The organism is Paenibacillus sp. JT22N12 (assembly GCF_056269365.1).
Window position 1 is genome coordinate 913,147 of the sequence record NZ_JBWDNU010000002.1, and the last position, 24,333, is coordinate 937,479.

Here is a 24,333-nt window from a genome sequence, read left to right on the forward strand (position 1 = left end):
TGTTATAATGGACGCATCGGGCGCAATCTTGACTATTTGAGCAAGGAGGTTATGCGGATGACCGAAACCGTTACTGCGCTCTCTGAATCATTGTTCCAACAATTGCAAAACGAACCATTCGCACTTCTCCACACGATTGATGCGGAAGCCGGCTCTCCGACCTCCAGCGCAGTTTCATGGATTTATCCAGTGAATGAATCCACGCTCCGGTTTGCCATTGACGGACGTTCCCGGCTGGCTGTGAATATGCTGTCCAAAGCCGACGTTAGCGTCACTGTGTTCGTGCCCGGGAGTATCCAGACCATATACGGCATAGCCCGTCTGGTCAAGGATTCACTGGATGAAGTTCCTTTCAAGCTGGTCTGCTTCGATATTGAAATCGGGCATATCCGTGATGCGATGTTCTATGGATCGCGCTTGTCCGTCATGCCGGAGTATGAGAAAACCTACGATAAACGAGCCGCGGATAAACTGGATCGACAGGTGTTTGCCGCCATGAAAAAAGCCTAGTGTAAAGCTGCTAGGCTTTTTGTGTCTTTGTTTGGCGTCTCGCTTTTAGGCGATCAGCTCTTTTACAAATTTTTCTGGAGCTTGGGTTGGTTCGGATTGCCATGCTCCATATTTCTTGGCTGCGTGTCCCGCGGCATCTGCGGCACGATGCGTCCGATTATATCGGACATCTCTTCAGCAAAGCCCTGAAGGGGCCGACCCTGCCTGATATCGGTGCCCATTTCGTTCAATCGGTGGGTTAAATCCATATCTGCCGTGACAGCCGCATCTATGCCGTAGGGATCCTTGCGTAAAGCTTCCGCAACCGCATATTTGATCGTTGCAACACGGGAACGGTCCAGCTTGCCATCCACATCGATTCCAACGACTGCCGTATTATTAAACACGACGCAGTGCGCACCTTTTACACCTGGAACTTGGTTTGCCAAGGCTTCCAGATGGGCTGCAACCTGCTTTGGACTGCTGATGGGCTCTTTGTGCGGGGTGGTCTGCTGCACACGCACACCTTTAGTATTCTGTGGAGAGGGTGATGTCTCATTGCGAGCAACAGTTCCACAGCCTGTTGCGAGCAAGCAAAGAATCATAGCCGATGCCAGCCACTTACTCATTATCGCCACCTGCCTTTCATCATTCACATTTCATTCATTCGAGCATAGTTTGCCCCATTCAGGTATCGCGCTATGTATGCCTTGGTTACGAAATTCCAACGCCAGGAGGGCTCACGATGAAAAAAATATTCGTGCTCGACACTAATGTGCTGCTGCATGATCCACAAGCATTCTTCGCATTTGATGACAATGAAGTGATTATTCCCGCGGTGGTGTTGGAAGAAATAGATTCGAAAAAAAGACTGGCCGACGAATTGGGCCGAAACGCGCGTTCCATCTCAAGGATTCTTGATCAAATGCGCGAGAAAGGCCGGCTGCATGAGGGGATCAAGCTTGATAACGGCGGACTCCTCAAGGTAGAGCTGAATCATCGGAGCTTCGTCCGTGTGCAGGAAATGTTCGGCGAAATGTCTAACGATAACCGCATACTGGCGGTGGCCCTGAATTATCAGATGGAGGAAGAAAACAAAGGGGAAAAAAGGCCGGTTGTCATTGTGAGCAAGGATGTGCTGGTCAGGATCAAAGCGGATGTGCTGGGTCTCTCCGCACAGGATTATTTGTCCGACCGGGTGGTCTCGCCATCGGAGGAGTATGCCGGGTATTTGACGATATTCGTTCATCCCAGCGTCATCGACGAATTTTACACGTACCGTTTCCTGACGATCAAAAATATGCAGCTGGGCACCAGGCTCCATCCCAATGAATTCGTTATTCTAAGGGATGAGATGGGCACTTCGAAGTCTGCGCTGCTCAAGGTTACGCAGGATGGGGCGAGACTGGAGCCGCTTTATTTGAGCAATGATCCGGTGTGGGGCATTACGGCCCGCAACGCGCAGCAGAGGATGGCACTGGAACTGCTATTATGCGACGATATTCCGCTGGTCACATTGACGGGAAAAGCCGGAACAGGCAAGACGCTGCTGGCCTTGGCCGCAGGGCTGATGAAGGTGGAGGATGAGCATAAGTACAAAAAGCTCCTGATCGCAAGACCTGTTGTTCCGATGGGGAAGGATATCGGCTATTTGCCGGGAGAAAAAGAGGAGAAGCTGCGTCCGTGGATGCAGCCGATCTATGATAATCTGGAGTTTCTGTTCGATACCAAAAAATCCGGCGATATCGACAAAATTTTGATGGGGCTGGGCAGTATCCAGGTTGAGGCGCTCACCTATATCCGCGGCCGTTCCATTCCGGGACAGTTCATTATTATCGACGAGGCCCAGAATTTGACCAGGCATGAGGTCAAGACCATTGTCTCCCGTGTCGGTGAGGGCAGTAAGATCGTCCTTATGGGAGATCCCGAGCAGATTGACCATCCCTATCTGGATTCCATCAGCAACGGGCTGACCCATATTGTGGAGACATTCAAGCAGGAGAACATAAGCGGCCACATGACGCTTGAGAAAGGCGAACGGTCAAGGCTGGCCCAATTGGCCGCCGATTTGCTGTAAGGCCTCTGCAGAGCCGGCAGAGCGGCAGGATGAGACGACCGACTCTTACAGCAGAAGATCTGCCCTGCAGCGGTAAGCGCGGGCAATGCCCTCAATAAGCTCGATTTGTTCACGGTCGACAGCCAGCAGCTGTCGGCCTTCTTTATGCTTCGCGGCGCTGTGTTCTTCGCACTGCTCAAGAGCTTGCGCAAGCTCCGAGTCGCCGCCGCCGGAGGACAGTTCCATAACCGCCGCAAGATGCAAATCCAGATACCGGCTGCCGGAGCGGGTCCGGATCCCGTAATCTTCGAATTTCCGCTCATTCACTTCCCAGCTCTCTTCAAGCGCCAACCAAATTCCCCTGTCCGTTTCCACGCGGTAATGCTGGACAAAATTCTCAATCTCCGCCGCTTCTGCCTCACTGGTTACGAATAATAGGGTTTTGTCGCGGTCAAGCAGGGTGACTGTATTGGCAATGCCCTTCACGATCTGCGCGTAATAACCGGGCAGCTTATCCCCGGGCAGATGAAGCTCTACGCTATGGATGACATTCATCAAATGTAAATCTCCTTCCAGCATTGTGACAATCTATAGGCGACAACACGCCGCTTTATTGCTAAACTATAGGTAAGTATACGGTTTGGTCTGACTTGAAGTCAAAGGTGACTGAGGGAGGGAAAAGGTGTCTCGCAGGAAACTGGTTGTACTGCTGCTGGGCATATGCACAATATGCGCAGCTCTGCTTGTTCCGATGATTGGCAAACCCGGCTCGCCAAACACGATTTCCGGAGGATTGCCTTCAGAGGAGCAGCCGTTAACCGTTGACAATGGTAGCGAGGATGTGGCGACCGTTCGCATAGCCGTCTCTATGAGTGAGACGGAGTTTCAGTATTGGCAGAAGAGCGAAGAGAACTTCGAGAGCAGGTTCCCGCAAATCAGGGTCGACTTGGCGAATTTTCCCGAACCTGATGCATATGCCAAGTGGAAGGAAGCGGCCCATGGCGGAGAGCCCTTCGATATCATGCTGCTGGACAACAACCGCGTTCGCGAGTTTGCGGTTCAGGGCTATCTGCTGCCTGCCGATGATATTTATACGGGAGATTCCCTGGCGGATCAATTGGAAGCGTTAACAGATACGTTGAAATGGAACGGCTCCATGTGGGGAGTCGCGCTGGATATCAACCCTATGCTGATCGTGTGGCAAACGGAGTTGTTGAAGCAAGCGGGTATGAATGAGCCTCCTGAGAATTGGGAGTCTTTCGTGAAGGGATATAATGGTCTGCAAGCCGCGTCACCTAAGGTGGAACCGGTTAGTCTTGCGATGTCTGATCCCCGGCAGATGCTGGCATGGTTTGGTATGTTCGATTCCAATGCGGAGGATGCAGCCAATCTTCATCCAATGAACGCAGAGATGAAGGAGCAGCTCCGGTTTCTCGGCCCTTTCAGCAGGCCGCAGACGGAACAGGGTGCCGAATCAGGCAAGAATACCGTTCCGGACAAATTGAAAGCCGGCGAACTGCTCTCGGCTGTTATGCCCTGGTCGGAATACAGGAGCATGATGTTGTCCAATAATGGATCTGTAAGCGCTGGTCCGCAGCGAAGTCCGCTGAGCTGGATCGGCGGCAGAAGCTTTGTATTATCCGCGCAATCGCTGTGGCCGGATCAGGCGCGTTTGTGGATCAATGAAATGGTGATAAAAGGCTCGCAGCTTGACCGCTATGAAACGTTCGGCAGGCTGCCGGCAAGAAAATCGGCTTATGCAGGTGAATTTGAATCTGACAGCATGGCGAAGAAACCGCCGTATTGGGTACTCAGTTTATTCAAAAGCAAGGTCTTCATTCCGGATCCTTCATGGTCCGAGCGTTGGGAGCGCTGGACAAGTCTCTGGGAGACGGACGACCGGCAGCCTTTTGAAGCGCTGGACATGGAGAAAATGATTGAGACCTGGAATGGATCTTAAAGATATAAAGAAGCGGCGCAAAATGCGCCGCTTCTTTTACAGATTGACAGCCAGCTTGACGATCAGCTTCCCATCTTCGATTGATACGGATTTGGCCTTAAGGAAAGAAACAATCCGCTGAGGATAGAAGCCCAGATCGAATTCTTTCTCCAGCGATTGTCTGGTTGTATCCGGAAGAACAAGTCCGTTGAATACCAGTTCGTTTACATGGAACAAGATGGCCGTCCCTTCATCCGTTTCCTCCACCGTATAGCGCCCTGTGAGCTTAACCTCAAGTCCGTCGCGTTTGCCGGTTACGATAACGGCGTCGTTAGTGAAGGCAAATGCAAAATTATTGAACATTTCATTTTGCTCCCGCAAAAAAGCGTTCAGCTTATCCTCCGGTATCGAGAGAGTATAGTTGAAGCCGTCAATCTCCAGTAAATCCTTATTGCTCTGTACCCAGTCCGGCAGATTTTTCATCGCTTTGGACAATGCGCTGAAATATTTTCTGACCTCAAGCAGGCCGACGTTCTGCCAGAAATCAGTCAGCTCCGATATCATCTGCCGCAGCTTTTCTTCGTCGGACCGGCCGCTCAGGCTGCTGTCAATATCTTTGGAAAGAGCGGAGACGCGGTCGCGCTGTTCTTTCAAGCGGACTTCCACTTCAGCAAGCTGCTTGGATTCGCGGTCCAACTGCTGAATGCCCTTCTGGATGCCATTATACTGCTGCTTATATTCATTCAATGTCACCTTGTCATGAGAGAAAATAAAGTTGAAATAGTCCAGCATTGTTAGTAAATCCGCAAGATTTCCCGATTTCAGCAGCGCAGTCATCAGAATATCGCGTTCCCCAGTGTAATAGGCTCGCAGGACAGCTCCGGCTTCCTCTCTCTGTTTATCCATGATCAGCTCCTGTGTCTGAAGCGAGGAACGGGATTGATCAAGCTGGCCAGCAATCGCTTTCTGCTGCTCGGCTATCCGGGTGATCTCCTTGTCCAATTCCACGACGGAGAGGCTCTTCTCCATAATGCGTCTTACTTCTTCATCCTCCGGCGACTGGGCGAGAACAGGGTAAACCGTCAGCCAAATGGCGAGGGCGCTGGCGGCGAAAGCCAGAAGCCCACGGCGTTTCGTTGCTCTCAAGAATAAAGCTCCCCCTTTATGATTTTCAAGCGGCCGTACGAAATCAGGATTTTATCATGAACTAATATATGCGGTATAATTTTCTATTATATCTTGAAAAGGCTAATTTGTCCTTGACATGGAGGTAGGCGTAAGGTGAATGAATCAGAGCCGTTGAGAGTCCGGATTGCTGAGCGGATTGAACGGAATGGCACGCAAGGAAGGCTGTACAATAAACATACAGGTGGAGAACATACGGTTCGCTGTCTGTCTTTTTATGACTATATGGATATGTGTTTATATGATGAGAAGGGCGGATACTATCGTTCGGGCGAGGTGCGCGTTGGCAAAACGGGAGACTTCTACACAAGCTCGCATCTGGGGTCCGTGATGGGCGACAAGTTGGCGGAATTTATTGCCGGGCTTGCGGAATCCTTCGGGAAAGAAACCAATGCGGCCGAGTGGGGAGCGGGAACCGGCAGATTGTCCCGGCAGATGCTGGCTGCCTGGAAACGGACCGGACATATGCCGCTTGGAATGATGCACTACACGGTTGTTGATGCCAACCCGGTACATCTGGCCGCTGCGCAAAGTCTGCTGGAGCCGAACTGCGAGGAGCTTGGCAGTATGCGGTTTATGTCCCCGGCAGAAGCAGAGGCTGCCAATTGGCGCTCAGGGCCGCTCATTGTCGTTGCCAACGAACTACTCGATGCCTTCCCCGTTCATCGGGTTGTCAAGCTGGATGGCAGCTTATGGGAGCTCGGCGTCGCCAGCACCGGTGGAGGCAGCATCTCTTCCGGGCCGCAGGGGGCAGCTTTTCAATACGCCTGTATGCCGCTGACCGACCCTGATATTGAGAAGTCTCTGAGTCTCGACGGGGTGGAGCTGCAGGAGGGACAGGAAGCGGAAGTCAATCTTGCTGCGGAACGGTGGATCGCTGCGATGGCCGGGATCATCCGGCAGGGAGCGATGATTCTGATTGACTACGGATATGAGGTGAAAGAGCTTTATGCGCCGCATCGAATGAACGGAACGCTGCAATGCTATAAGGATCATATCGCACATGAGGACCCGTTTGTTTCCATCGGCGAGCAGGATATAACCTCCCATGTGAATTTTACCGCTTGTATGCGGGCCGCCAAAGCCTCAGGCTGGCAAATCAGTTATTACGATACACAAAAGCGCTTTCTGGTGGATCAGGGTGTGCTTGACGACCTCATTGCGCATGACGGGCGAAATCCGTTCGGCGATGAAGCCAGGCGCAATCGGGCCATTGCGCAGCTTCTTTTGGGAAATGGGATGAGCGAGACATTCAAGGTACTGGTGCTGCGCAAGGAATAACGGCAGGAACGGAAAAAAGGCTGCTGAACGAAGAGGGATTTCTTCGTTCAGCAGCCTTTTGCTTATTTGTTGTCACGAAAGGATGTATTAGAAAGGGTTGCCCATTACGAATACGGTCCAATACGTAAAGCCGACGAATGAGATAAACATATAACCCCAGAACATCAGCAGGTAGGTTTTTTCAGAAAAGTTCAGATAGCCTAACAGGACAAACACGACCGTTTGGATAAAGAACAACAACGCCATCTCGTTCATATCCCCGGCAAACGCCATCAGCGCAATGACCAACGTCCAAAAGCCGAGCACCCGAAACATACGTGCCATGATTTCATCCCCCTCTCGCAAGTACAAGACCCGATTTCTATTGCCCATTATATCGTTTTGGGAAACCGCTGTAAACCAGTGACCGGTGACGAATTGGCAAACTTTACGGCTTTTTGGTGATGCATGTTATTTAGTTTGTGACAATTCGGAGTAAAACATGTATGAGCTTTCGAAAAAATGGATATACAATTTAGTATCCGATAGATTCTATGAACTCTACCAAGCGCATAGAGATAAAGTAAGCGCCTAATGTTAGGAGGTTTTCGTTGCATGACAGCAGTCAGACAAGATGCGTGGAGCCCGGATGACGATCTCATCCTCGCCGAGGTAACCCTGCGTCACATTCGCGAAGGCAGCACACAACTGGCCGCTTTCGAAGAAGTGGGTGAACGGATCGCCCGAACTTCCGCCGCATGTGGATTTCGATGGAACAGTTGTGTCCGCAAGCGTTATGAAGAAGCTATACAAATCGCGAAACAGCAGCGTCAAAAACGGAACTATATGAAAAAACAAACGTTTGTGGCGGCTCCTCATGTTTCTTCGATTGCCGTTATCGATGGGGAAGAGCGCACGTACAAAAGTGAACCGCTGACGGAAGAGTCGTTATCCATCGATATGGTCATTCGTTTCCTTCGTCAATGGAAAGGGACTTATCAAGAGCTCACAAGACAGATCAAAACGCTTGAACGGGATGTCCGTGACAAGGATGAAGAGCTGTACACGCTTCGTGAGCAGAATCAGAAGCTTTCGCTTGAAGTGAACAGCGCGCAAACGGATTACCGTACCGTCAACGATGACTACAAAACGCTGATCCAGATTATGGATCGGGCGCGCAGGCTCACGGTGTTGACGGAGGAAGACGAATCAAAGCCGCGGTTCAAAATGGATGCAAACGGTAATCTTGAGCGTATTGAGTAACAAATTAAATACCTGCAAATGAAGAAATCTCGCCCATCCGAGCAGGAATGGCGGGATTTTTTGCTGTTCGCATGCTACGATACAGATACTACTAGGATGTGACGAAGGATGATGAGAATGCAAATCATAATCGTTGGAGCCGGATCGCTTGGACTGATGTACGCAGCGCGGCTCGTTGGATCGGGCGCTGAGGTTATGCTTGCCGCACGCGGGGAAAAGCAAGCCGCGTCGCTGCGTGACGGCGGTATTTGCCTCGAAGAGGCCGGCCTGCAGAGCAGACGATATCCTGTCATGGCCACCGAGCTTGACAAGGCAGGGGCTGGCATGCAGCCTGGGGCAGATGACTGGATTTGGCTGACCGTCAAACAATCGCATCTGACTGACGCGTTTATGGACAAACTCAGGCTGTCCGGTTTATTGGCACGGGGGGCATCCCTGCTAGCTTTGCAGAATGGCATTGGACATATGGAAAGACTGCAGTCGCATTTTCCGGAAAATCCGCTCTATGCCGCCGTTACGACAGAAGGCGCCCTGCGTACAGCGGATACCCGGGTTCGTTACACCGGACACGGCGTCTTTACCTTTGGCAAATGGCCAAAAGCCGCGGAAGATGCGGACAAAACGCAAAAAATGTTGCTTGAAACGCTGCATGCGGCAGGAATTGAGGCGGAACTGTCGAATGACATGGTTAATCGGATTTATCAGAAATTGTTAATCAATGCGGTTGTTAATCCGCTTACGGCCATACATGGCATCCCTAACGGAATATTGGCAGAGGACCCGGGATTAAGACAAGAAATGGCGGATCTGCATGCGGAGAGCGAGAAAATCCTGCTTGCTGCAGGCATGACGGCGGCTGGAGATTCCTGGGGACGGCTGCTGCAGGTTTGCAGGCAAACCGCAAATAACGAATCATCCATGCTGGGTGATATAAAAGCGGGTCGCTTAACGGAAATCGACTGGATCAACGGAGGAATTTCCTCGCTTGCCAAGCGGTATGGCCTGCTTTCTCCATTAAATGATGCTGTAACGAACGCAGTTAAATCGTTATCCAAGAGCTAATGGCGAGAGGAGTCGGCCGTTATACAATTGCTTTGGGAAAGTATCAAAAATGTCTATGCCTCGCTGGCTGTGATTCCGATCGTTCCTTTTATTCTGATTTATTTCGGATATGCGGCAATCAGCGGCGACCGCAAACGGGCTTTCCGATTGGCGATGGATATAACCACAGCCCTGCTGATCGGCTGCGTGGCTGTTTTGTTCAATCGGATTTTTCACAGCAACTTTGGCTTATACGGGATTTTATTGATGCTGCTGCTTGGCGGAGGTCTGCTCGGAAATGTGCAGTATCAATCGAAGGGCGTCCTTGATGTCCGGCGGATCGGCAGAGCCGTCTGGCGGCTTGGTTTTTTTTTGATGGCTATTTTATATGTTTTGCTGATGTGTATTGGCATGGGCAAAAGCCTTTTCGCCGCATAAATGACCACTATCGATGTCTATACATAAAAAGCTCCATCGTCTTCCTCGTCAGAGGAGGCGATTTTCTTTTTGACGGTCAGCTTTACGTTGTGTACAATGAGGGAAAATGCTTTCTTTTTTATAGCAGCTTAGCAAGAACAATACAACTTCATAATTCACGAAGATGAAATAGAGGGAAGGTTGAGACTGTACATGGAGATCGAATCGGTACAGCTGCCTTTCGGTCAGCCGTTAACCGAACAATATGTGAAACGGACAAATCCGAAAGTGGAGAGTATATTTGGCAGTCACCCCGCAGATGACAGAGCATGGACGGATAGGCTCCGCCAGTTGAAGGAACACACGTCAAGGCGCATCCCGGCCGATCGTTTGGCGGCTATGCTGGAGCGCTATAATACAAGAGTAAACGGACATCGTTCCGTTATCAGCAATATTCAGGCCATTGCAAATGGGGCGCCGGTGGTTGTAGGGGGACAGCAGGCCGGATTATGGACCGGACCGCTTCTGGTGATACATAAGGCTGTCACCATAATTGCAGCTGCCAGGGAAGCTTCCCTTCTAACCGGAGAAACCGTAATTCCTGTCTTCTGGATTGCAGGCGAGGATCACGATTGGGATGAAGCCAATCATGCCATTATTCATGGCGACGCTGGAATTAATAAAATTGCCATCGACCGCCCCTTGGGCTCACGAACTTCCGTCAGCCGTACGGAGCTGACCCGGGAGACTTTTCTTGAGGCTGTTGAGCAGTTGAAAAGTTCCTTGCCGGATACCGGCTTCAAGCCGGATCTTATAGCATGTCTAACCGGATTTGCCGAACAATCCCGGACCATGTCCGATTTGTTCGCATTGACAATGGGCTGGTTGTTCGGGGATCAGGGTCTGGTGCTGCTTGATTCGGATGATCCGGCGCTTCGGGAGCTGGAGGCTCCGATGTTCCAGATGATCATCGAGCGCAATGATGAGCTGGAGCAGGCTTATTTAACGGGAGCCGAAGCGGTGCGCGGGCTGGGATTTGAACCGCAGGCCGATGCGCAGGAAGGAAGCGCCAACCTGTTCCTCTTCCTTGATCCGCAGGATGAGAACGGCGCCGGCATTCCGGAACGGACTCTTTTGTACAAGCGCGAGGGAAGATTCGAGAATCGGAAAGGCACATTCTCGTGCTCGCGCGAGGAGCTGATGAGCATTGCGGTTAATACGCCGAGCAGGCTCAGCAATAATGTATTGACGCGCCCGGTTATGCAGGATTATGTGCTGCCGGTGCTGGCAACTGTGCTTGGCGCAGGGGAAATCGCATATTGGGCGCTGACAGCCCCCGCATTCCGCATGCTTGACATGCAAATGCCGATTATTATGCCCCGCATGTCGTTTACTCTGGTTGAGGGAACAATTGCGAAGCATATGCTAAAATATGATTTAACCTTTGATGATGTGGCTTTCCGCTTCCCGGAGAGGAAGGAAACCTGGCTGAAAGAGCAGGATGATGTCGACATCGATGGCCGTTTTGCAGAAGCCAAGCGTTACTTTGCGGAGATGTACGATCCCTTATTGGACACAATTGGCTCCATTGAAACAGGGCTGTCCTTATTGGGTGAAGTCAACAAGCGGCGTATTACAGAGCAGATCGAATATTTGGAGAAACGGACTAAAGAGGCGCATGCCAGGCGGTTTGAAACCGTGACCAGACAATTGGACCGGATTGCCACTGCCCTTTGGCCTGCCGGACAGCCGCAGGAACGGGTCGTGAATATCTCGGTATATTGGAACCTGTACGGCCGAAGCTGGCTGGACCGTCTGCTGGAACTGCCGCTTGACCGCTGTGGCGGACACCGCATGATTTATATATAGAGAGGGAGCTGGAATAATTGACTGTAGATGCCAAGAAAGCAAGCATTGTCACTGACCTGTCGCTGGCACCGGATGGACATTTGAAGATTGATTGGGTAGCGGCTCATATGCCGGTGCTGAACCGGATCCGCGAGCAATTCGAGAAAGAACAGCCATTCAAGGGGCTTAAAGTCTCGATTTCGCTCCATCTTGAAGCGAAGACGGCCTATCTGGCAAAGGTTGTTCAGGCTGGCGGCGCTGAAGTCACCATAACGGGCAGCAACCCGTTGTCCACACAGGATGATGTATGTGCTGCTTTGGTGGAAGATGGCATTACGGTATTCGCCAAATACAATCCGGATCCCAAAGAGTATAAAGAACTGATGATCAAGGCGCTGGAAACCAAGCCTGATCTCATTATTGATGACGGCGGCGATCTTGTATCGATTCTCCATGCCGAGCGTCCTGATTTGATGGAAAATGTGCGCGGCGGCGCGGAAGAAACGACAACGGGTATTCTGCGGCTGAAAGCGATGGAAAAGGACAGTTCGCTGAAATTCCCGGTTGTAGCGGTGAACGATGCATTTTGTAAATATTTGTTTGATAATCGTTATGGCACAGGACAGTCGGTATGGGATGGCATCAACCGTACCACCAACCTGGTCGCTGCAGGCAAAACGGCTGTTGTTGTCGGTTATGGCTGGTGCGGCAAGGGCGTAGCTATGCGTGCCAAGGGATTAGGGGCTAATGTAGTTGTAACCGAGATCGATCCGATCCGGGCGGTTGAAGCCTACATGGACGGTTTCACGGTTCTGCCGATGATTGAAGCGGCCAAAGTCGGCGATATTTTCGTCACCGTTACGGGCAATCGGGACGTCATTCGCGGCGAGCATTACGAAGTGATGAAGAATGGCGCGATTCTGTCGAATGCCGGCCATTTTGATATCGAGGTCAACAAACCGGAGCTTGAGGCTTTAACGGCAAACAAACGCGTCGTAAGACGGAATATCGAAGAATTCAAATTAAAAGACGGCCGCAGTATTTACCTTCTGGCGGAAGGACGACTGGTCAACCTGGCAGCAGGGGACGGACATCCGGCGGAAATCATGGATATGACATTCGCCTTGCAGGCGATTTCGCTTAAATATGTAAATGACAACTATCAAACAATCGGCGCTAAAGTGGTTAATGTTCCTTACGAGCTGGATCAACGGGTGGCCGAATACAAGCTGGCTGCCATGGGTATGGCGATCGACAAGCTCACAGACGAGCAAAAAACCTACCAAGAAAGCTGGACCGAGCATTAAGCAATAACTAATCGCTGACAACCAAGCTGGCGTTCTCATCAAAAAACCGTTTGAGCAGGATTCAAAAGAATCCGCACAAACGGTTTTTTTGCGTTCCATCCAAGGCTATCCAAAAATCATAAGCCCAGAGCGGCCAACAAGGTGCACAAAAATTAAAAGTGTGTCCCAAAGGGACGAAAACGAATCCGGGCACACACCAGATAGGTCCCATCTCATTGGCACAAACGCTATCCCGTTCGGGTGTCCAGAGGGCGGAGCCCTTGGGGTCCCCCTCTGGGGGATTTAGGGGGAATCCCCCATCTCATTGGCATCAATGTTATCCAAAAATCATTTGGCCCGAAGCGGCCAACAAGGTGCACAAAAAGTAAAAGTGTGTCCCAAAGGGACGAAAACGAATCCGGGCACACATCAGCTAGGTCCCATCTCATTGGCACAAACGTTATCCCATTCGGGTGTCCAGAGGGCGGAGCCCTTGGGGTCCCCCTCTGGGGGATTTAGGGGGACTCCCCCCATCTCATTGGCACAAACGTTATCCCGTTCGGGTGTCCAGAGGGCGGAGCCCTTGGGGTCCCCCTCCGGGGGATTTAGGGGGGCACTCCAAGTGCAACTTATCCCCCCTCATTCCCGTCTAGGAAACATACACAAAACAATCCACAATTTTCTAAAAGGGGGAATCACAAAATGAACATGGTCAACACGGTAAAGCTCCACCGCAAAGGGTTGAAATTGTGCATAACAGCCGTAATCTCGGCGATCCTGCTTATTGCGGCAGGCTGCTCATCCAGCAGCTCCAACACGGATAGCGGAAATTCAGAAAATAGGCAAACAAGCAATGCTTCAAGTATGCAAAATCAATCGGCGCAATCTTCCGAGGCAGCAACGGAGCAGGCAGTTCCGGCAGCCGACAGCGGTCTGAGTGCAAATACCGCTTCCGGAACGCCGGTGAATAACACGGCAGAAGCGGAGACGGGAATGTCCACAGGCGCAGACATAGATGCCGACGGATTCAGCCGCAAGCTGATTTACCACGCGAATATCACGATGGAAGTGAGCGACTATGGCCAGTCGCAGACGGAGCTGAAAAATATTATCCATTTGTCAGGGGGTTATATTCTGGAGTTTGGCGACCAGAAATCCGCAAATGAGCTGGGTGGCACCTACACGATCAAGGTTCCCGCTTCAGGCTTCCAATCCTTTCTCAGTCAGCTGGAGAAGCTGAAGCATCTGGATTATCAAAGCAGCATGAAGGGCACAGATGTGACCGAGGAGTATGTGGATCTGGAAGCCAGACTGAAATCCCGGCAGGTGGTCGAAGCCAGATTGCTTGCGTTTATGGACAAAGCCACACAGGCGGATGATCTGTTGAAGTATTCCAATCAGCTTAGCGAGGTGCAGCTGGAGATCGAAAGAATCAAAGGGAGAACGCGTTATCTGGATCAGAATGTGTCGTTCTCCACCATTGAGCTGAGGATATATCAAAATGCCGGATTCTCTGATTCGGCCCAGCAGGCAAAACCACCCTTATTGGATCGTTCGCTGGATGCCATGAAGGCCAGCACTTCGTTCATCAATCTTTTTGTTCAAGGACTGTTTGTTGTTATCGCGGGGGCGCTGCCAATCATAGCAATAGCTCTGGTGATCGGTGTTCCGGGATATTTCATCTATCGAAGAAAAAGCAGAAGCAGGCGGCAGCCGGTAGAGGCAGGCGGAATAAAGCTGAATGAAATGGAAGAACAGGAAAAGCAGGATTGAAATATTAAATACCTTTATATTTCTGGCATGAGCTGCATCAAAGCCTTCTGGGCTTAAGATGACAGCTCATTTTTATTGGACTAGCGTTTTATCACCCACATGCCGCAGGGCATTGCGGATCGCGGCGGCTTTGGCGAGACGCTGCCGCTCATCCTCGCTGGAAACAACGAACTGCGGCATTTGATAAAGTTCGATAAGCGCTTCTTTGCTGGCTTCTGCTGCATCGTAGTCATTGCCGAGGAGATAATGGGCTACCTGGTAGCATAGCTGTTCGACCGGGCGTAACAGCTCGATTTTTAGATCGGCGGTAGGAATCATGGCTTCAGTCGGACGCTCCTTTTATCCAAAATAGTAAACAGAAGTCGGGCTCGATAGCTCTAGCTTACACGAAGCTTGTTGTTAAAAGGTTTCAAAAGTGTAACAAGATTAATCACATAAATTATTCTTAATAATTGCATGCAAAAGGAGGATTTCAATTTCAGGTGGCGAATAAATCAACATTAGTGGTGAAAAGTGGGGCAAAGTGGCGGGCTTGAACCAAGGGGGTGAAGCGGCCGTGTTTATGGGGGAGTTCCAGCATAGCATTGATGACAAAGGCCGTATCATTATTCCAGTCAAGTTCCGTGAAGGCCTCGGCGAGCAATTCATCATTACGCGTGGTCTGGACAACTGTTTATTCGTATACCCGATGAGCGAGTGGGGCGTATTGGAGCAAAAACTGAAATCGCTGCCTCTCATGAAATCGGACGCCAGGGCGTTTTCCCGGTTTTTCTTCTCGGGAGCGACTGAATGCGAGCTCGATAAACAGGGAAGGGTAAATGTACCCAATACATTATGTGAGTATGCGAAGTTCAACAAAGAATGCGTCGTGATCGGAGTTTCGAACCGGGTGGAAATCTGGAGCAAATCGATTTGGGAGGGCTACTTTCAGCAATCGGAAGAGTCATTCAATGAAATTGCGGAGAAGCTTGTTGATTTTAATTTTTAGCATCATTTTTTTTAGAACGCGGGCCCATGCCGTTTGACGGCAAAGGTACCTTTGAGCCGGGAGGGCTGCAGCTTGTTTCAACATATAACGGTGCTCAAAGAAGAAGCGGTTGAAGGTTTGGCAATCAAGCAGAATGGCATCTATGTCGATTGTACGCTCGGTGGAGCCGGCCACAGTGAAAGCATTGCATCCAAGCTTGGGGAGGGCGGACGTCTTATTGCGCTCGATCAGGATGAATGGGCGCATGATAACGCGAAGATCCGTCTTGCTCCATACCTCGATAAGGTAACGCTGGTCAAACGGAATTTTCGCGATCTGGAGCAGGTTCTGCAGGAATTGAATATTGACGGGGTTGATGGTGTCTTGTTCGATCTGGGCGTGTCCAGTCCGCAGCTTGATGAAGCGGAGCGTGGATTCAGCTATAACCATGATGCTCCGCTCGATATGAGAATGGATCGTCAAGGCGATCTGACAGCTGGAGAAATTGTGAATACCTGGGATGAACGGGAAATCTCCAGAATCATTTCGACCTACGGGGAGGAGCGGTTTGCCAGGTCAATTGCCCGCAAGTTCATCCAGGCCCGGGAACTGAAGCCAATTGAGAATACGGGGGAGCTTGTCGAGCTGATCAAATCCGGCATTCCTGCAGCAACAAGGCGGACCGGGCCGCATCCGGCCAAACGGACTTTCCAGGCACTGCGCATCGCGGTGAACGATGAACTGGGAGCGGAAGAATCAGCATTGGAACAAACCATTAATGTTTTGAAATCCGGAGGAAGAGCGTCGGTTATTACCTTTCATTCCCTCGAGGACAGAATTTGCAAGCAGATGTTCGCGAAATATGTGGAGACTTGCACATGCCCGCCGGACTTTCCGATTTGTGTATGCGGGCGCAGCGGCCGGCTGAAGCTGGTTAACCGCAAACCGATTGTGCCGGGCGAACAAGAGCTTGAACAGAATCCCAGAGCGCGGTCGGCGAAACTCCGGATTGCCGAGAAATTATAAATTAAGTTGAGCAGAGCGTTAAATCAGGCAAGACGATAGGACAATAGGGAGGAACAAAATGGCTTACGTAAACGGCAATCTTGCACTTCAACCGAAACGCAAACCGGACCCTAAGCAGCAGTACCGCGAGACGAAGAAAGTTCAGATTAAACGGAAATCCATGCCTGTGCAAGAAAAGCTGCTTTATCTGTTCACGATTATTGTTTGTGTCATTGTTGCGGGGGTCATTATTTTCCGTTACGCGCAAATCTATGAAATGGATAAGAAAATCAAAGATATGACGCGAGATTACACGACGATGCAGGTAGAGATGAAAGAGCTCAAGAAACAGGTGGAAACGCTGAAAAATCCCGAGACCATTCAGGATCAGGCCAAGTTGCAGGGTATGGTCGAGGATCCTAACGAACCGATCAAGGTGAGAACAGGGAGTAAAGAGACAGAAACCGCAATGAATAAGGAATAAGGTGATCAGCTATGACAAAAAGGATAAAACTGCGTACGCTGCTGGTCGGAGGGTTGATTACCCTCTTTTTTGTTGTTCTCGTAGGCCGAATCTATTGGGTCCAGGTTGTCAAGGCCGATTACTGGGCGGATAAAGCCCGGGATGTCTGGTCCAGATCGGAGAAGCTGGTTCCAACCAGGGGAACCATCTCCGACAGGGATGGCAATGTCCTGGCGATGGATGTGCTGGCATACAACGTCTCGGTTAATCCGGAGCTTATCAACAAGCTCAAACTGGAAGACCAGATCGTAAGCAAGCTTCACACGATTCTGGGCACATCGGAAAGCGACCTTCAGGAGATTGTAACCGCGAAGAACGATAAGGGAGAGTTCTATGTCAACCGCGAGGTGCGCCAGAAGGGCTGGCAGGTGGATAAGGAAGTCAAGGACCGGATTGAGAATTATAGAGACGAATTGATGAAGCAGACCAAAGAGCCGGATATCGGCATTTATTTGACAGAGGATAAGAAACGGTATTATCCGAAGAACAATATGGCTTCCCATATCATCGGTTATATGAACAATCAAGGCGTGCCTGTTATGGGGCTTGAGAAATCGTTGGACACGGAATTAAGCGGCAAGGAAGGCGAGATCGTTTATGAAAGGGACGGCAATGGCGTCATTCTGGAGGATGGAACGGTCAAATTCAATCCTTCCGTGGATGGAAAGAATGTCAAGCTGACCATTGATTCGGATATTCAGTATTATGTCGAAGAGGCGCTCAGGGAAGCTTGGAATGAATTTCATCCGAAAAGCATGACGGCGATCGCCGTAGATCCGCAAACGATGGATATTTTGGGGATGGCGAACCTGCCGGACTTTAACCCTAACGAATATGGAAAGGCGCAGCCGTCGGATTTCTATAACAGCGCGATTAGAGCCTTATATGAGCCCGGATCGACATTCAAAATCGTAACGCTGGCGGGGGCTGTTCAGGAAGGACTGTTTGATCCCAATGATCATTATATGTCCGGATCGATTCAGGTAGGAAAGCAGCAGGTTAACGATATCAAACGTGGCGGCTGGGGCGATATTACGTATCTGGAAGGGCTCAAGCGCTCCAGTAACGTGGCTTTCGTCAAGCTTGGTTATGAGAAACTCAAAGCGGACCGCCTGATGGATTATATCAAGAAGTTTGGATTCAATGAGAAAACGAATATCGAACTGCCGGGTGAAGCGGCTGGCTCCATTACCATTAATCCGAATATCGCAAGGGATGTCGCAAATGCTTCATTCGGTCAGGGTAAGGTGCAGGTTACGCCGATTCAGCAGGTTACGGCCGTTGCTGCTATCGCGAACGGAGGCAAGCTGATGCAGCCGCATCTGATCAAGGAAATCGATGATCCGGTGGCCAAAACATCTGTCGTTACAAAGCCGAAGGTCGTTCGTGAAGTGATTTCCGATAAATCCGCGGAACTGGTGGGCGGATATTTGGAGCAGGTCGTCTCTGACCAGGAGATTGGCACAGGGAGAAACGCTTACATCGAAGGCTACCGCATCGCAGGCAAGACAGGGACAGCCCAAAAGGTTGTAAACGGTGCATATTCCAGTGATCAATATGTCGTATCTTTCATTGGTTACGCACCGGTGGAAAAACCCAGAATCGCTGTGTATGTGGTAGCCGATGCGCCGGAAGACAAGCTGCTGGGCGGCGGGGCGGTTGCGGCGCCGGTTTTCAAAAAAATAGTGCTGCAAAGTCTACGCCATATGGGCGTCAGTCCGACAGTTGAGCCTGCCAAGGAATCCGCAGCGAAGGACTTGACCGTCACACTGCCGGAGCTGACCAATCTTACTCTCGACCAGGCCAAGGCACAGCTTACCTCGCGTTCGCTTACACCTGAGGTCATCGGCAAGGGCAATAAAATTTTGCAGCAAATACCAAAAGCAAATTCAGCGGTCAATCCCACGCAGCGTGTTTATTTGATCACGGAGAACCGGAGCGAGCTCGCGATTCCGAATATGAGCGGTTTGTCCCTGCGCGACGCATTGGAATTCTGTACGCTGCTGCAGATCAAATGCGTAACCGTAGGCCAGGGCTTTGTCACCTCGCAAACACTGGCCCAGCTGAAAGGCGAGAAGGTCTTGAAGCTCACATTGGCTCCTCCCGCAGACCAGACATCAACAGAGGACGGGGATGCGGAAAAGCAGGAGGAAGACAAGAAAGAGTAAGATGCCGGTACAGGATAGCTTGTTCTAACCCCTTTTTAAACCGAATAGGCTTGGATTAGGAAACGGATGTGCGTATGTTCCCGTTTTACGTGCTATTCGGAGGGGATTGCAGGTGAAAATTTCGAATGTTACCGTAAGGCGGCGCTTATTTATCGCGCTGATCATCGCTGTCGCTTCTTTTGCGCTCCTTATAGGCAGACTTGCTTACGTGCAATTGTGGAAGGGCGAGGAGCTTGCGTCAAAAGCGGAAAACTCCTGGCGGAGGGAAATTCCTTTCTCGGCCAAGCGGGGGGAAATATGGGACCGAAACGGCACCAAGCTTGCGTATAATATAAGCTCGCCAACGATTATGGCGATTCCCGCCCAGATCAAGGATGCGCAGAAGACGGCAGCAGAGCTTGCAAGAGTGCTCGACATGACGGAAGACGCCGTGCTGAAGACCATTACGAAAAAACAGTTGATCGTCCGTATTCAGCCCGGAGGCCGGAAAATCACAACGGACAAGGCCCAATTGATACGCGATTTGGCATTGCCGGGCGTTGTTGTGGCGGAGGATAACAAACGTTATTATCCTATGGGCAGCTTTGCTTCGCATGTGCTGGGCTTTACCGGGATCGACAATCAGGGCTTGACCGGTATTGAAGCACAGTACAATGACATGCTTTCCGGAATCAACGGGAATATTTCATTTCTCTCTGACGCGAAAGGCCGGCAAATGCCGGGCTCTGCTGATTCTTATCTGAAGCCCAAGGATGGTCTGAATCTGGAACTGACCCTCGATAAGCAAATCCAGTCCATTATGGAGCGCGAGCTGGATCAGGCCATGGTTAAATTCCAGGCGGACGATATCATGGCGATTGCGATGGACCCGAGTACGGGAGAAATTCTTGGAATGGCTAGCCGTCCTACGTACGAGCCGGATAAATATCGTGATGTTGATCCACAGGTGTACAACCGGAATTTACCCATTTGGATGACCTATGAGCCGGGTTCGACGTTCAAGATTATTACGCTTTCCGCTGCGCTTGAAGAAGGCAAGGTAAACTTAACCAATGATCACTTCTATGATCCCGGGTTCGTGGAAGTCGGCGGAGCCCGCTTGCGCTGCTGGAAGAAGGGCGGTCACGGCTCACAGACGTTTCTGGAGGTTGTACAAAATTCATGCAATCCCGGCTTTGTCGCGCTGGGCAACCGGCTTGGCAAAGATAAATTGTTTCAGTATATCAAGGACTTTGGCTTCGGCACCAAGACCGGGATTGACCTCGGCGGCGAAGAGAACGGGATTATGTTCAAGATGAGCCAGGTCGGCCCAGTGGAGCTGGCGACAACCGCCTTCGGCCAAGGGGTCTCCGTAACGCCGATCCAGCAGATTACGGCGGTCTCGGCGGCAGTCAACGGCGGAACGCTGTACAAGCCGCATGTTGCCAAAGCCTGGATCAACCCGGAAACCGGTGAAACGGTCGAAACGGTGGAGCCTGAGGCCGTGCGGCAGGTGATCTCGGAGAAAACCAGCCAGCAGGTAAGGGAGGCGCTGGAGAGCGTGGTGGCCAAAGGAACGGGGCGCAATGCTTTTCTGGATGGCTACAGGGTTGGCGGTAAAACCGGTACGGCGCAGAAAGTTATCAATGGCCGGTACTCGCCCAATGAGCATATCGTGTCCTTCATCGGCTTCGCACCCGCGGACGATCCCAAGATTGTCGTATATGTGGCAGTCGACAATCCGCAGGGCATTCAGTTTGGCGGCGTCGTTGCCGCCCCTATTGTGCATAACATCCTTGCGGATGCCCTGCCCTATATGGGAATTGAGCCTCGTAAGAAGCAAATCGAGCGGGATTACAAATATGGCGAAACGCCAATCGTTACGGTTCCGAATCTTGTAGGCAAGACGGTATCCGATATTTACGAGGATATGAATATGAATTTCAATCTGACGTCAGCCGGCAGCGGAGACACCGTAATCAGGCAGGCACCGGCTGCAGGATCACGGGTGGAGCGGGGCTCGACGATCCGCATTTATTTGGCCAAGGATGATGAAAGCAATCATCCTTGACTATACTGGTAAGAGAATGTATAACAGGTACGGGTGATATGGCAGCAAGAATAATAGAACCTATTACAGGGCCGGGACATGATCATAAAGGCCGGGGTGGAGGAACTGACCCATGCGTTTGGAACAAATAGCCGAATTGCTGCTTACAGCACGACTTATTGGCGATAAGAACACAAAAATCAACGGAATCCAAATCGATTCCCGCAAAGTATCGGCAGGCGACTTGTTTATCTGCCTGCCGGGCCACACGCAGGATGGTCATGACTTTGCGCCCCAGGCGATGGAACTTGGGGCATCAGCGCTTGTGGTGGACCGGGAGCTGCCGATCGGCATTCCGCAAATTCTCGTCAAGGACTGTCGTCTCGCGATGGCGGTCATTGCCGATATCTATTTTGAACAGCCCAGCCACAAATTGAAGCTGATCGGCGTAACGGGAACGAACGGGAAAACAACAACGACTTATTTGATCGAACGCATTCTGGCTGATGCAGGCTTCAGCCCGGGTGTGATCGGAACGGTAGAAATGCGCTATGGCGGCCGATCCTATCCAATGTCGGGCACGACGCCCGAGGCGCTGGAGCTTCAGCGCAGCCTAGCCGGAATGGTGGAGTCAGGAAGCAATTACTGCGTCATGGAGGCATCCTCGCATGCGCTGGAGCAGGGGCGTGTAAAGGGCTGCCGTTACCGCACGGCAATATTTACCAACCTCACGCAGGATCATTTGGATTATCATTATACAATGGAGCGTTACGCTGCAGCCAAGGAGCTGTTGTTCTCCCGGCTCGGCAACGAGTATGCCAATTCTCAGGGCGACCGCACATTTGCGGTGTTGAATGCCGATGATGAGGCTTCTGAGGGATTTGCCAAAGCTACGGCCGCTGAAGTCATTACCTATGGTGTGGATCAGGAAGCAGATATTCGCGCGACCCATGTACGGATTACCGCGCATGGAACATCCTTTCACGTGAACACCTTCAAGGGAGAAGCGGATATTACGCTGCAAATGACCGGGAAGTTCAACGTTTATAATGCTTTGGCCGCAATAGGCGCGGCATTGATCGAAGAGGTTCCGCTTGCGCAGATCAAAGCAAGTCTGGAGAGCCTGCCGGGAGTTCCGGGGAGAGTCGAGGCAGTTAATGCCGGCCAGCCATTCGCCGTCATTGTCGATTACGCGCATACGCCCGATGGCCTGGAAAACGTATTGGCAGCGGTCAAAGAGGTGGCCTCAGGAAGAATTATCTGCGTGTTTGGCTGCGGCGGCGACCGGGACCGGACGAAACGTCCGCTTATGGGCTCGATTGCCGGCCGTTACGCCGATTATGCGATCGTCACCTCCGATAATCCGCGCACCGAGGATCCGGCGCAAATCCTGAAGGATATTGAAGTCGGGCTCATCGGGGACGGGGTGTCCGGAGACCGTTACGAGCTGCTGGCGGACCGTCATGCGGCGATCCAAAAAGCGGTTGATATGGCCAGCCCCGACGATGTAATATTGATTGCGGGGAAAGGTCATGAGACGTATCAGATCATCGGGGATCAGACGCACGACTTTGATGATCGCGTTGTGGCCAAAGAAGCGATAAGGAGTCTCAGACTGTGATAAAACGAACGTTAGGCGCCATTGCCGACATGTGCGGTGGAACGATGACAAACAACCGGTTTGCCGAAATTGCCATAACCGGCGTAACCAGGGATTCACGAGATGTTCAGCCCGGTCAGCTTTATATTCCGCTCGCCGGCTATAACTTTGACGGACATGATTTTGCCGGCAATGCTCTTGCAGGCGGAGCTGCTGCGCTGCTCTGGCAGTCCAACCGGTCGATACCGGAGGCGCTGATTGACGAGCCTCTGCTGCTGGTGGACGACCCGCTTACGGCTCTGCAGCGATTAGCCGCTTCCTACCGGGAAGAGCTGAATTTGCGCGTTGTCGGGATAACGGGAAGCAACGGCAAGACGACAACCAAGGATATGGTAGCCTCCGTGTTATCAGGCGTCTTCCGGGTACATAAAACCGAAGGCAATCTGAACAATCATATCGGACTGCCGATTACCGTCCTGCAGCTGGATGAATCGGTTGATGTTGTCGTGCTGGAAATGGGAATGAGCGGTTTTGGCGAAATCGAGCTGCTCACCTGCATAGCCAAGCCGGATATCGTTGTCATTACCAATATCGGGGATGCGCATCTGCTGCAGCTCGGGTCGCGGGAAGGCATCGCGAAGGCCAAGCTGGAAATTGTCGCAGGGCTTCGGGAAGGCGGACTGCTCCTGTTCAACGGCGATGAGCCTTTGCTGCATTCTGGAGTAGAAGCACTGAATCTGCCTGATACGCTCAGGAGGCAGACCTTTGGTTTGGGGCAAGACAATGACTGGAACGCCGTCCATGTCGAGGTGGACGCGATATCCTCCGCTTTTGACGTGAATGGACTGGAATCTTTCAAGCGCTTGTCGCTTCCGGTTCCCGGTCACCATAACGTGTCCAATGCGCTGGCAGCGGTAGCCGTAGGCAGAGCCCTTGGCATTTCGGCGGAGAAAATCCGCGAGGGCTTCGAAGGATTGCGGTTGACGGGGATGCGTATTGAACCGGTGCGGGCATACAACGGGGCAATGGTGCTTAATGATGCTTATAACGCCAATCCGACAGCGGTCCGCGCAGCGGTGGATCTGGTGGCGCAGCTGACAGGATACCGGCGCAAATGGCTGGTTCTCGGGGATATGCTGGAGCTAGGCGCACAGGATGCGGAGCTTCACGCCGATATTGGCGATTACATTACCCCTTACAAGGCGGATCGCTTGCTGACCTACGGAGCGCTATCCCGCCACACGGCCTCCGCAGCTTCCAAATCATTTGAGAAAAATGCGGGAGCGGAAGAGAGCAGCGGGGCGCTGAGTGATCCTTCAGCTTTGCAAACCGAAGCGCCGGTGGTCGCTTTTGAAGATAAAGAGCAGTTGATCGAGTGCCTTCGCGCCTCATTGACACCGGAGGATCTTGTATTAGTGAAAGGCTCACGAGGCATGCGTATGGAAGAAATCGTCCACGCGCTGCAGCGTGTATGATGAGGTGAC

The 24,333-nt window shown here is 51.5% G+C and carries 22 protein-coding genes; 17 read left to right on the forward strand and 5 right to left on the reverse strand.

Features of this window, described 5'->3' with window-relative positions; genetic code table 11:
- Positions 1-57 precede the first annotated feature (57 nt).
- Positions 58-510: a PNPOx family protein gene (locus tag AC0YOA_RS09325; RefSeq protein WP_475786360.1), complete on the forward strand. Its 453-nt coding sequence runs from the start codon at positions 58-60 to the stop codon at positions 508-510.
- Between the two features lie 62 nt (positions 511-572).
- Here the strand turns inward: AC0YOA_RS09325 and AC0YOA_RS09330 are convergent, their stop codons facing one another.
- Positions 573-1,118, reverse strand: a complete 546-nt coding sequence (locus AC0YOA_RS09330) for a YhcN/YlaJ family sporulation lipoprotein (protein ID WP_475786361.1) — start codon at positions 1,116-1,118, stop codon at positions 573-575.
- Between the two features lie 116 nt (positions 1,119-1,234).
- On the opposite strand from AC0YOA_RS09330, the gene AC0YOA_RS09335 reads away from it, so the two are divergent.
- Positions 1,235-2,566, forward strand: a complete 1,332-nt coding sequence (locus tag AC0YOA_RS09335) for a PhoH family protein (RefSeq protein ID WP_210037672.1) — start codon at positions 1,235-1,237, stop codon at positions 2,564-2,566.
- 45 nt (positions 2,567-2,611) lie between these two features.
- Here the strand turns inward: AC0YOA_RS09335 and AC0YOA_RS09340 are convergent, their stop codons facing one another.
- Entirely contained in the window at positions 2,612-3,100 is a 489-nt protein-coding gene (locus AC0YOA_RS09340) for a hypothetical protein (RefSeq protein ID WP_475786362.1), read from the reverse strand.
- Between the two features lie 127 nt (positions 3,101-3,227).
- Here AC0YOA_RS09340 and AC0YOA_RS09345 point away from each other — a divergent pair, with 127 nt between their 5' ends.
- Complete coding sequence (locus AC0YOA_RS09345) at positions 3,228-4,505, forward strand: extracellular solute-binding protein (protein ID WP_475786363.1); 1,278 nt, start codon at positions 3,228-3,230, stop codon at positions 4,503-4,505.
- 36 nt (positions 4,506-4,541) lie between these two features.
- Here AC0YOA_RS09345 and AC0YOA_RS09350 read toward each other — a convergent pair whose 3' ends face one another.
- Entirely contained in the window at positions 4,542-5,630 is a 1,089-nt protein-coding gene (locus tag AC0YOA_RS09350; protein ID WP_475786364.1) for a hypothetical protein, read from the reverse strand.
- Between the two features lie 135 nt (positions 5,631-5,765).
- Between AC0YOA_RS09350 and AC0YOA_RS09355 the strand changes: the two genes are divergently transcribed.
- Positions 5,766-6,950 (forward strand): class I SAM-dependent methyltransferase, encoded by a 1,185-nt coding sequence (locus AC0YOA_RS09355; protein WP_475786365.1) that lies wholly within the window; start codon positions 5,766-5,768, stop codon positions 6,948-6,950.
- Positions 6,951-7,037: 87 nt separating this feature from the next.
- Here AC0YOA_RS09355 and AC0YOA_RS09360 read toward each other — a convergent pair whose 3' ends face one another.
- Positions 7,038-7,274 carry a DUF2626 domain-containing protein gene (locus AC0YOA_RS09360; RefSeq protein ID WP_210037667.1) on the reverse strand — a complete coding sequence of 79 codons (237 nt, stop codon included), beginning with the start codon at positions 7,272-7,274 and terminating at the stop codon, positions 7,038-7,040.
- A 270-nt stretch (positions 7,275-7,544) separates the two neighbouring features.
- Between AC0YOA_RS09360 and AC0YOA_RS09365 the strand changes: the two genes are divergently transcribed.
- The 6 genes from AC0YOA_RS09365 (at position 7,545) to AC0YOA_RS09390 (ending at position 14,557) form a co-directional block, all read left to right on the forward strand.
- Positions 7,545-8,192: an RsfA family transcriptional regulator gene (locus AC0YOA_RS09365; protein ID WP_210037666.1), complete on the forward strand. Its 648-nt coding sequence runs from the start codon at positions 7,545-7,547 to the stop codon at positions 8,190-8,192.
- A 108-nt stretch (positions 8,193-8,300) separates the two neighbouring features.
- Positions 8,301-9,254: a ketopantoate reductase family protein gene (locus tag AC0YOA_RS09370; RefSeq protein WP_475786366.1), complete on the forward strand. Its 954-nt coding sequence runs from the start codon at positions 8,301-8,303 to the stop codon at positions 9,252-9,254.
- Positions 9,255-9,281: 27 nt separating this feature from the next.
- Positions 9,282-9,671 (forward strand): DUF3397 domain-containing protein, encoded by a 390-nt coding sequence (locus AC0YOA_RS09375; RefSeq protein ID WP_475786367.1) that lies wholly within the window; start codon positions 9,282-9,284, stop codon positions 9,669-9,671.
- 192 nt (positions 9,672-9,863) lie between these two features.
- Positions 9,864-11,519, forward strand: coding sequence for a bacillithiol biosynthesis cysteine-adding enzyme BshC (gene bshC, locus AC0YOA_RS09380; RefSeq protein ID WP_475786368.1), 1,656 nt, complete (start codon positions 9,864-9,866; stop codon positions 11,517-11,519).
- A 17-nt stretch (positions 11,520-11,536) separates the two neighbouring features.
- Positions 11,537-12,805, forward strand: coding sequence for an adenosylhomocysteinase (locus AC0YOA_RS09385; protein WP_475786369.1), 1,269 nt, complete (start codon positions 11,537-11,539; stop codon positions 12,803-12,805).
- Between the two features lie 681 nt (positions 12,806-13,486).
- Positions 13,487-14,557 (forward strand): DUF4349 domain-containing protein, encoded by a 1,071-nt coding sequence (locus AC0YOA_RS09390; RefSeq protein WP_475786370.1) that lies wholly within the window; start codon positions 13,487-13,489, stop codon positions 14,555-14,557.
- Between the two features lie 72 nt (positions 14,558-14,629).
- Here AC0YOA_RS09390 and AC0YOA_RS09395 read toward each other — a convergent pair whose 3' ends face one another.
- On the reverse strand, positions 14,630-14,875 hold the full coding sequence (locus tag AC0YOA_RS09395) for a hypothetical protein (protein ID WP_210046582.1): 246 nt from the start codon (positions 14,873-14,875) through the stop codon (positions 14,630-14,632).
- 238 nt (positions 14,876-15,113) lie between these two features.
- Between AC0YOA_RS09395 and mraZ the strand changes: the two genes are divergently transcribed.
- The 7 genes from mraZ (at position 15,114) to AC0YOA_RS09430 (ending at position 24,324) form a co-directional block, all read left to right on the forward strand.
- On the forward strand, positions 15,114-15,545 hold the full coding sequence (gene mraZ / locus AC0YOA_RS09400) for a division/cell wall cluster transcriptional repressor MraZ (RefSeq protein WP_210046590.1): 432 nt from the start codon (positions 15,114-15,116) through the stop codon (positions 15,543-15,545).
- 72 nt (positions 15,546-15,617) lie between these two features.
- The gene (gene rsmH, locus AC0YOA_RS09405) at positions 15,618-16,550 is read left to right on the forward strand and encodes a 16S rRNA (cytosine(1402)-N(4))-methyltransferase RsmH (RefSeq protein ID WP_210046581.1); all 933 of its coding nucleotides are present in this window, start codon (positions 15,618-15,620) and stop codon (positions 16,548-16,550) included.
- A gap of 58 nt (positions 16,551-16,608) precedes the next feature.
- The gene (locus AC0YOA_RS09410) at positions 16,609-17,013 is read left to right on the forward strand and encodes a septum formation initiator family protein (RefSeq protein ID WP_475786371.1); all 405 of its coding nucleotides are present in this window, start codon (positions 16,609-16,611) and stop codon (positions 17,011-17,013) included.
- An 11-nt stretch (positions 17,014-17,024) separates the two neighbouring features.
- Positions 17,025-19,220, forward strand: coding sequence for a penicillin-binding transpeptidase domain-containing protein (locus AC0YOA_RS09415; RefSeq protein ID WP_475786372.1), 2,196 nt, complete (start codon positions 17,025-17,027; stop codon positions 19,218-19,220).
- A gap of 112 nt (positions 19,221-19,332) precedes the next feature.
- Positions 19,333-21,270 (forward strand): stage V sporulation protein D, encoded by a 1,938-nt coding sequence (locus AC0YOA_RS09420; RefSeq protein ID WP_475786373.1) that lies wholly within the window; start codon positions 19,333-19,335, stop codon positions 21,268-21,270.
- Positions 21,271-21,382: 112 nt separating this feature from the next.
- Positions 21,383-22,870, forward strand: a complete 1,488-nt coding sequence (locus tag AC0YOA_RS09425) for a UDP-N-acetylmuramoyl-L-alanyl-D-glutamate--2,6-diaminopimelate ligase (protein ID WP_475786374.1) — start codon at positions 21,383-21,385, stop codon at positions 22,868-22,870.
- Positions 22,867-24,324: a UDP-N-acetylmuramoyl-tripeptide--D-alanyl-D-alanine ligase gene (locus AC0YOA_RS09430; RefSeq protein ID WP_475786375.1), complete on the forward strand. Its 1,458-nt coding sequence runs from the start codon at positions 22,867-22,869 to the stop codon at positions 24,322-24,324. The genes AC0YOA_RS09425 and AC0YOA_RS09430 overlap by 4 nt, the downstream gene beginning before the upstream one ends.
- The last annotated feature ends 9 nt before the right edge of the window (positions 24,325-24,333 follow it).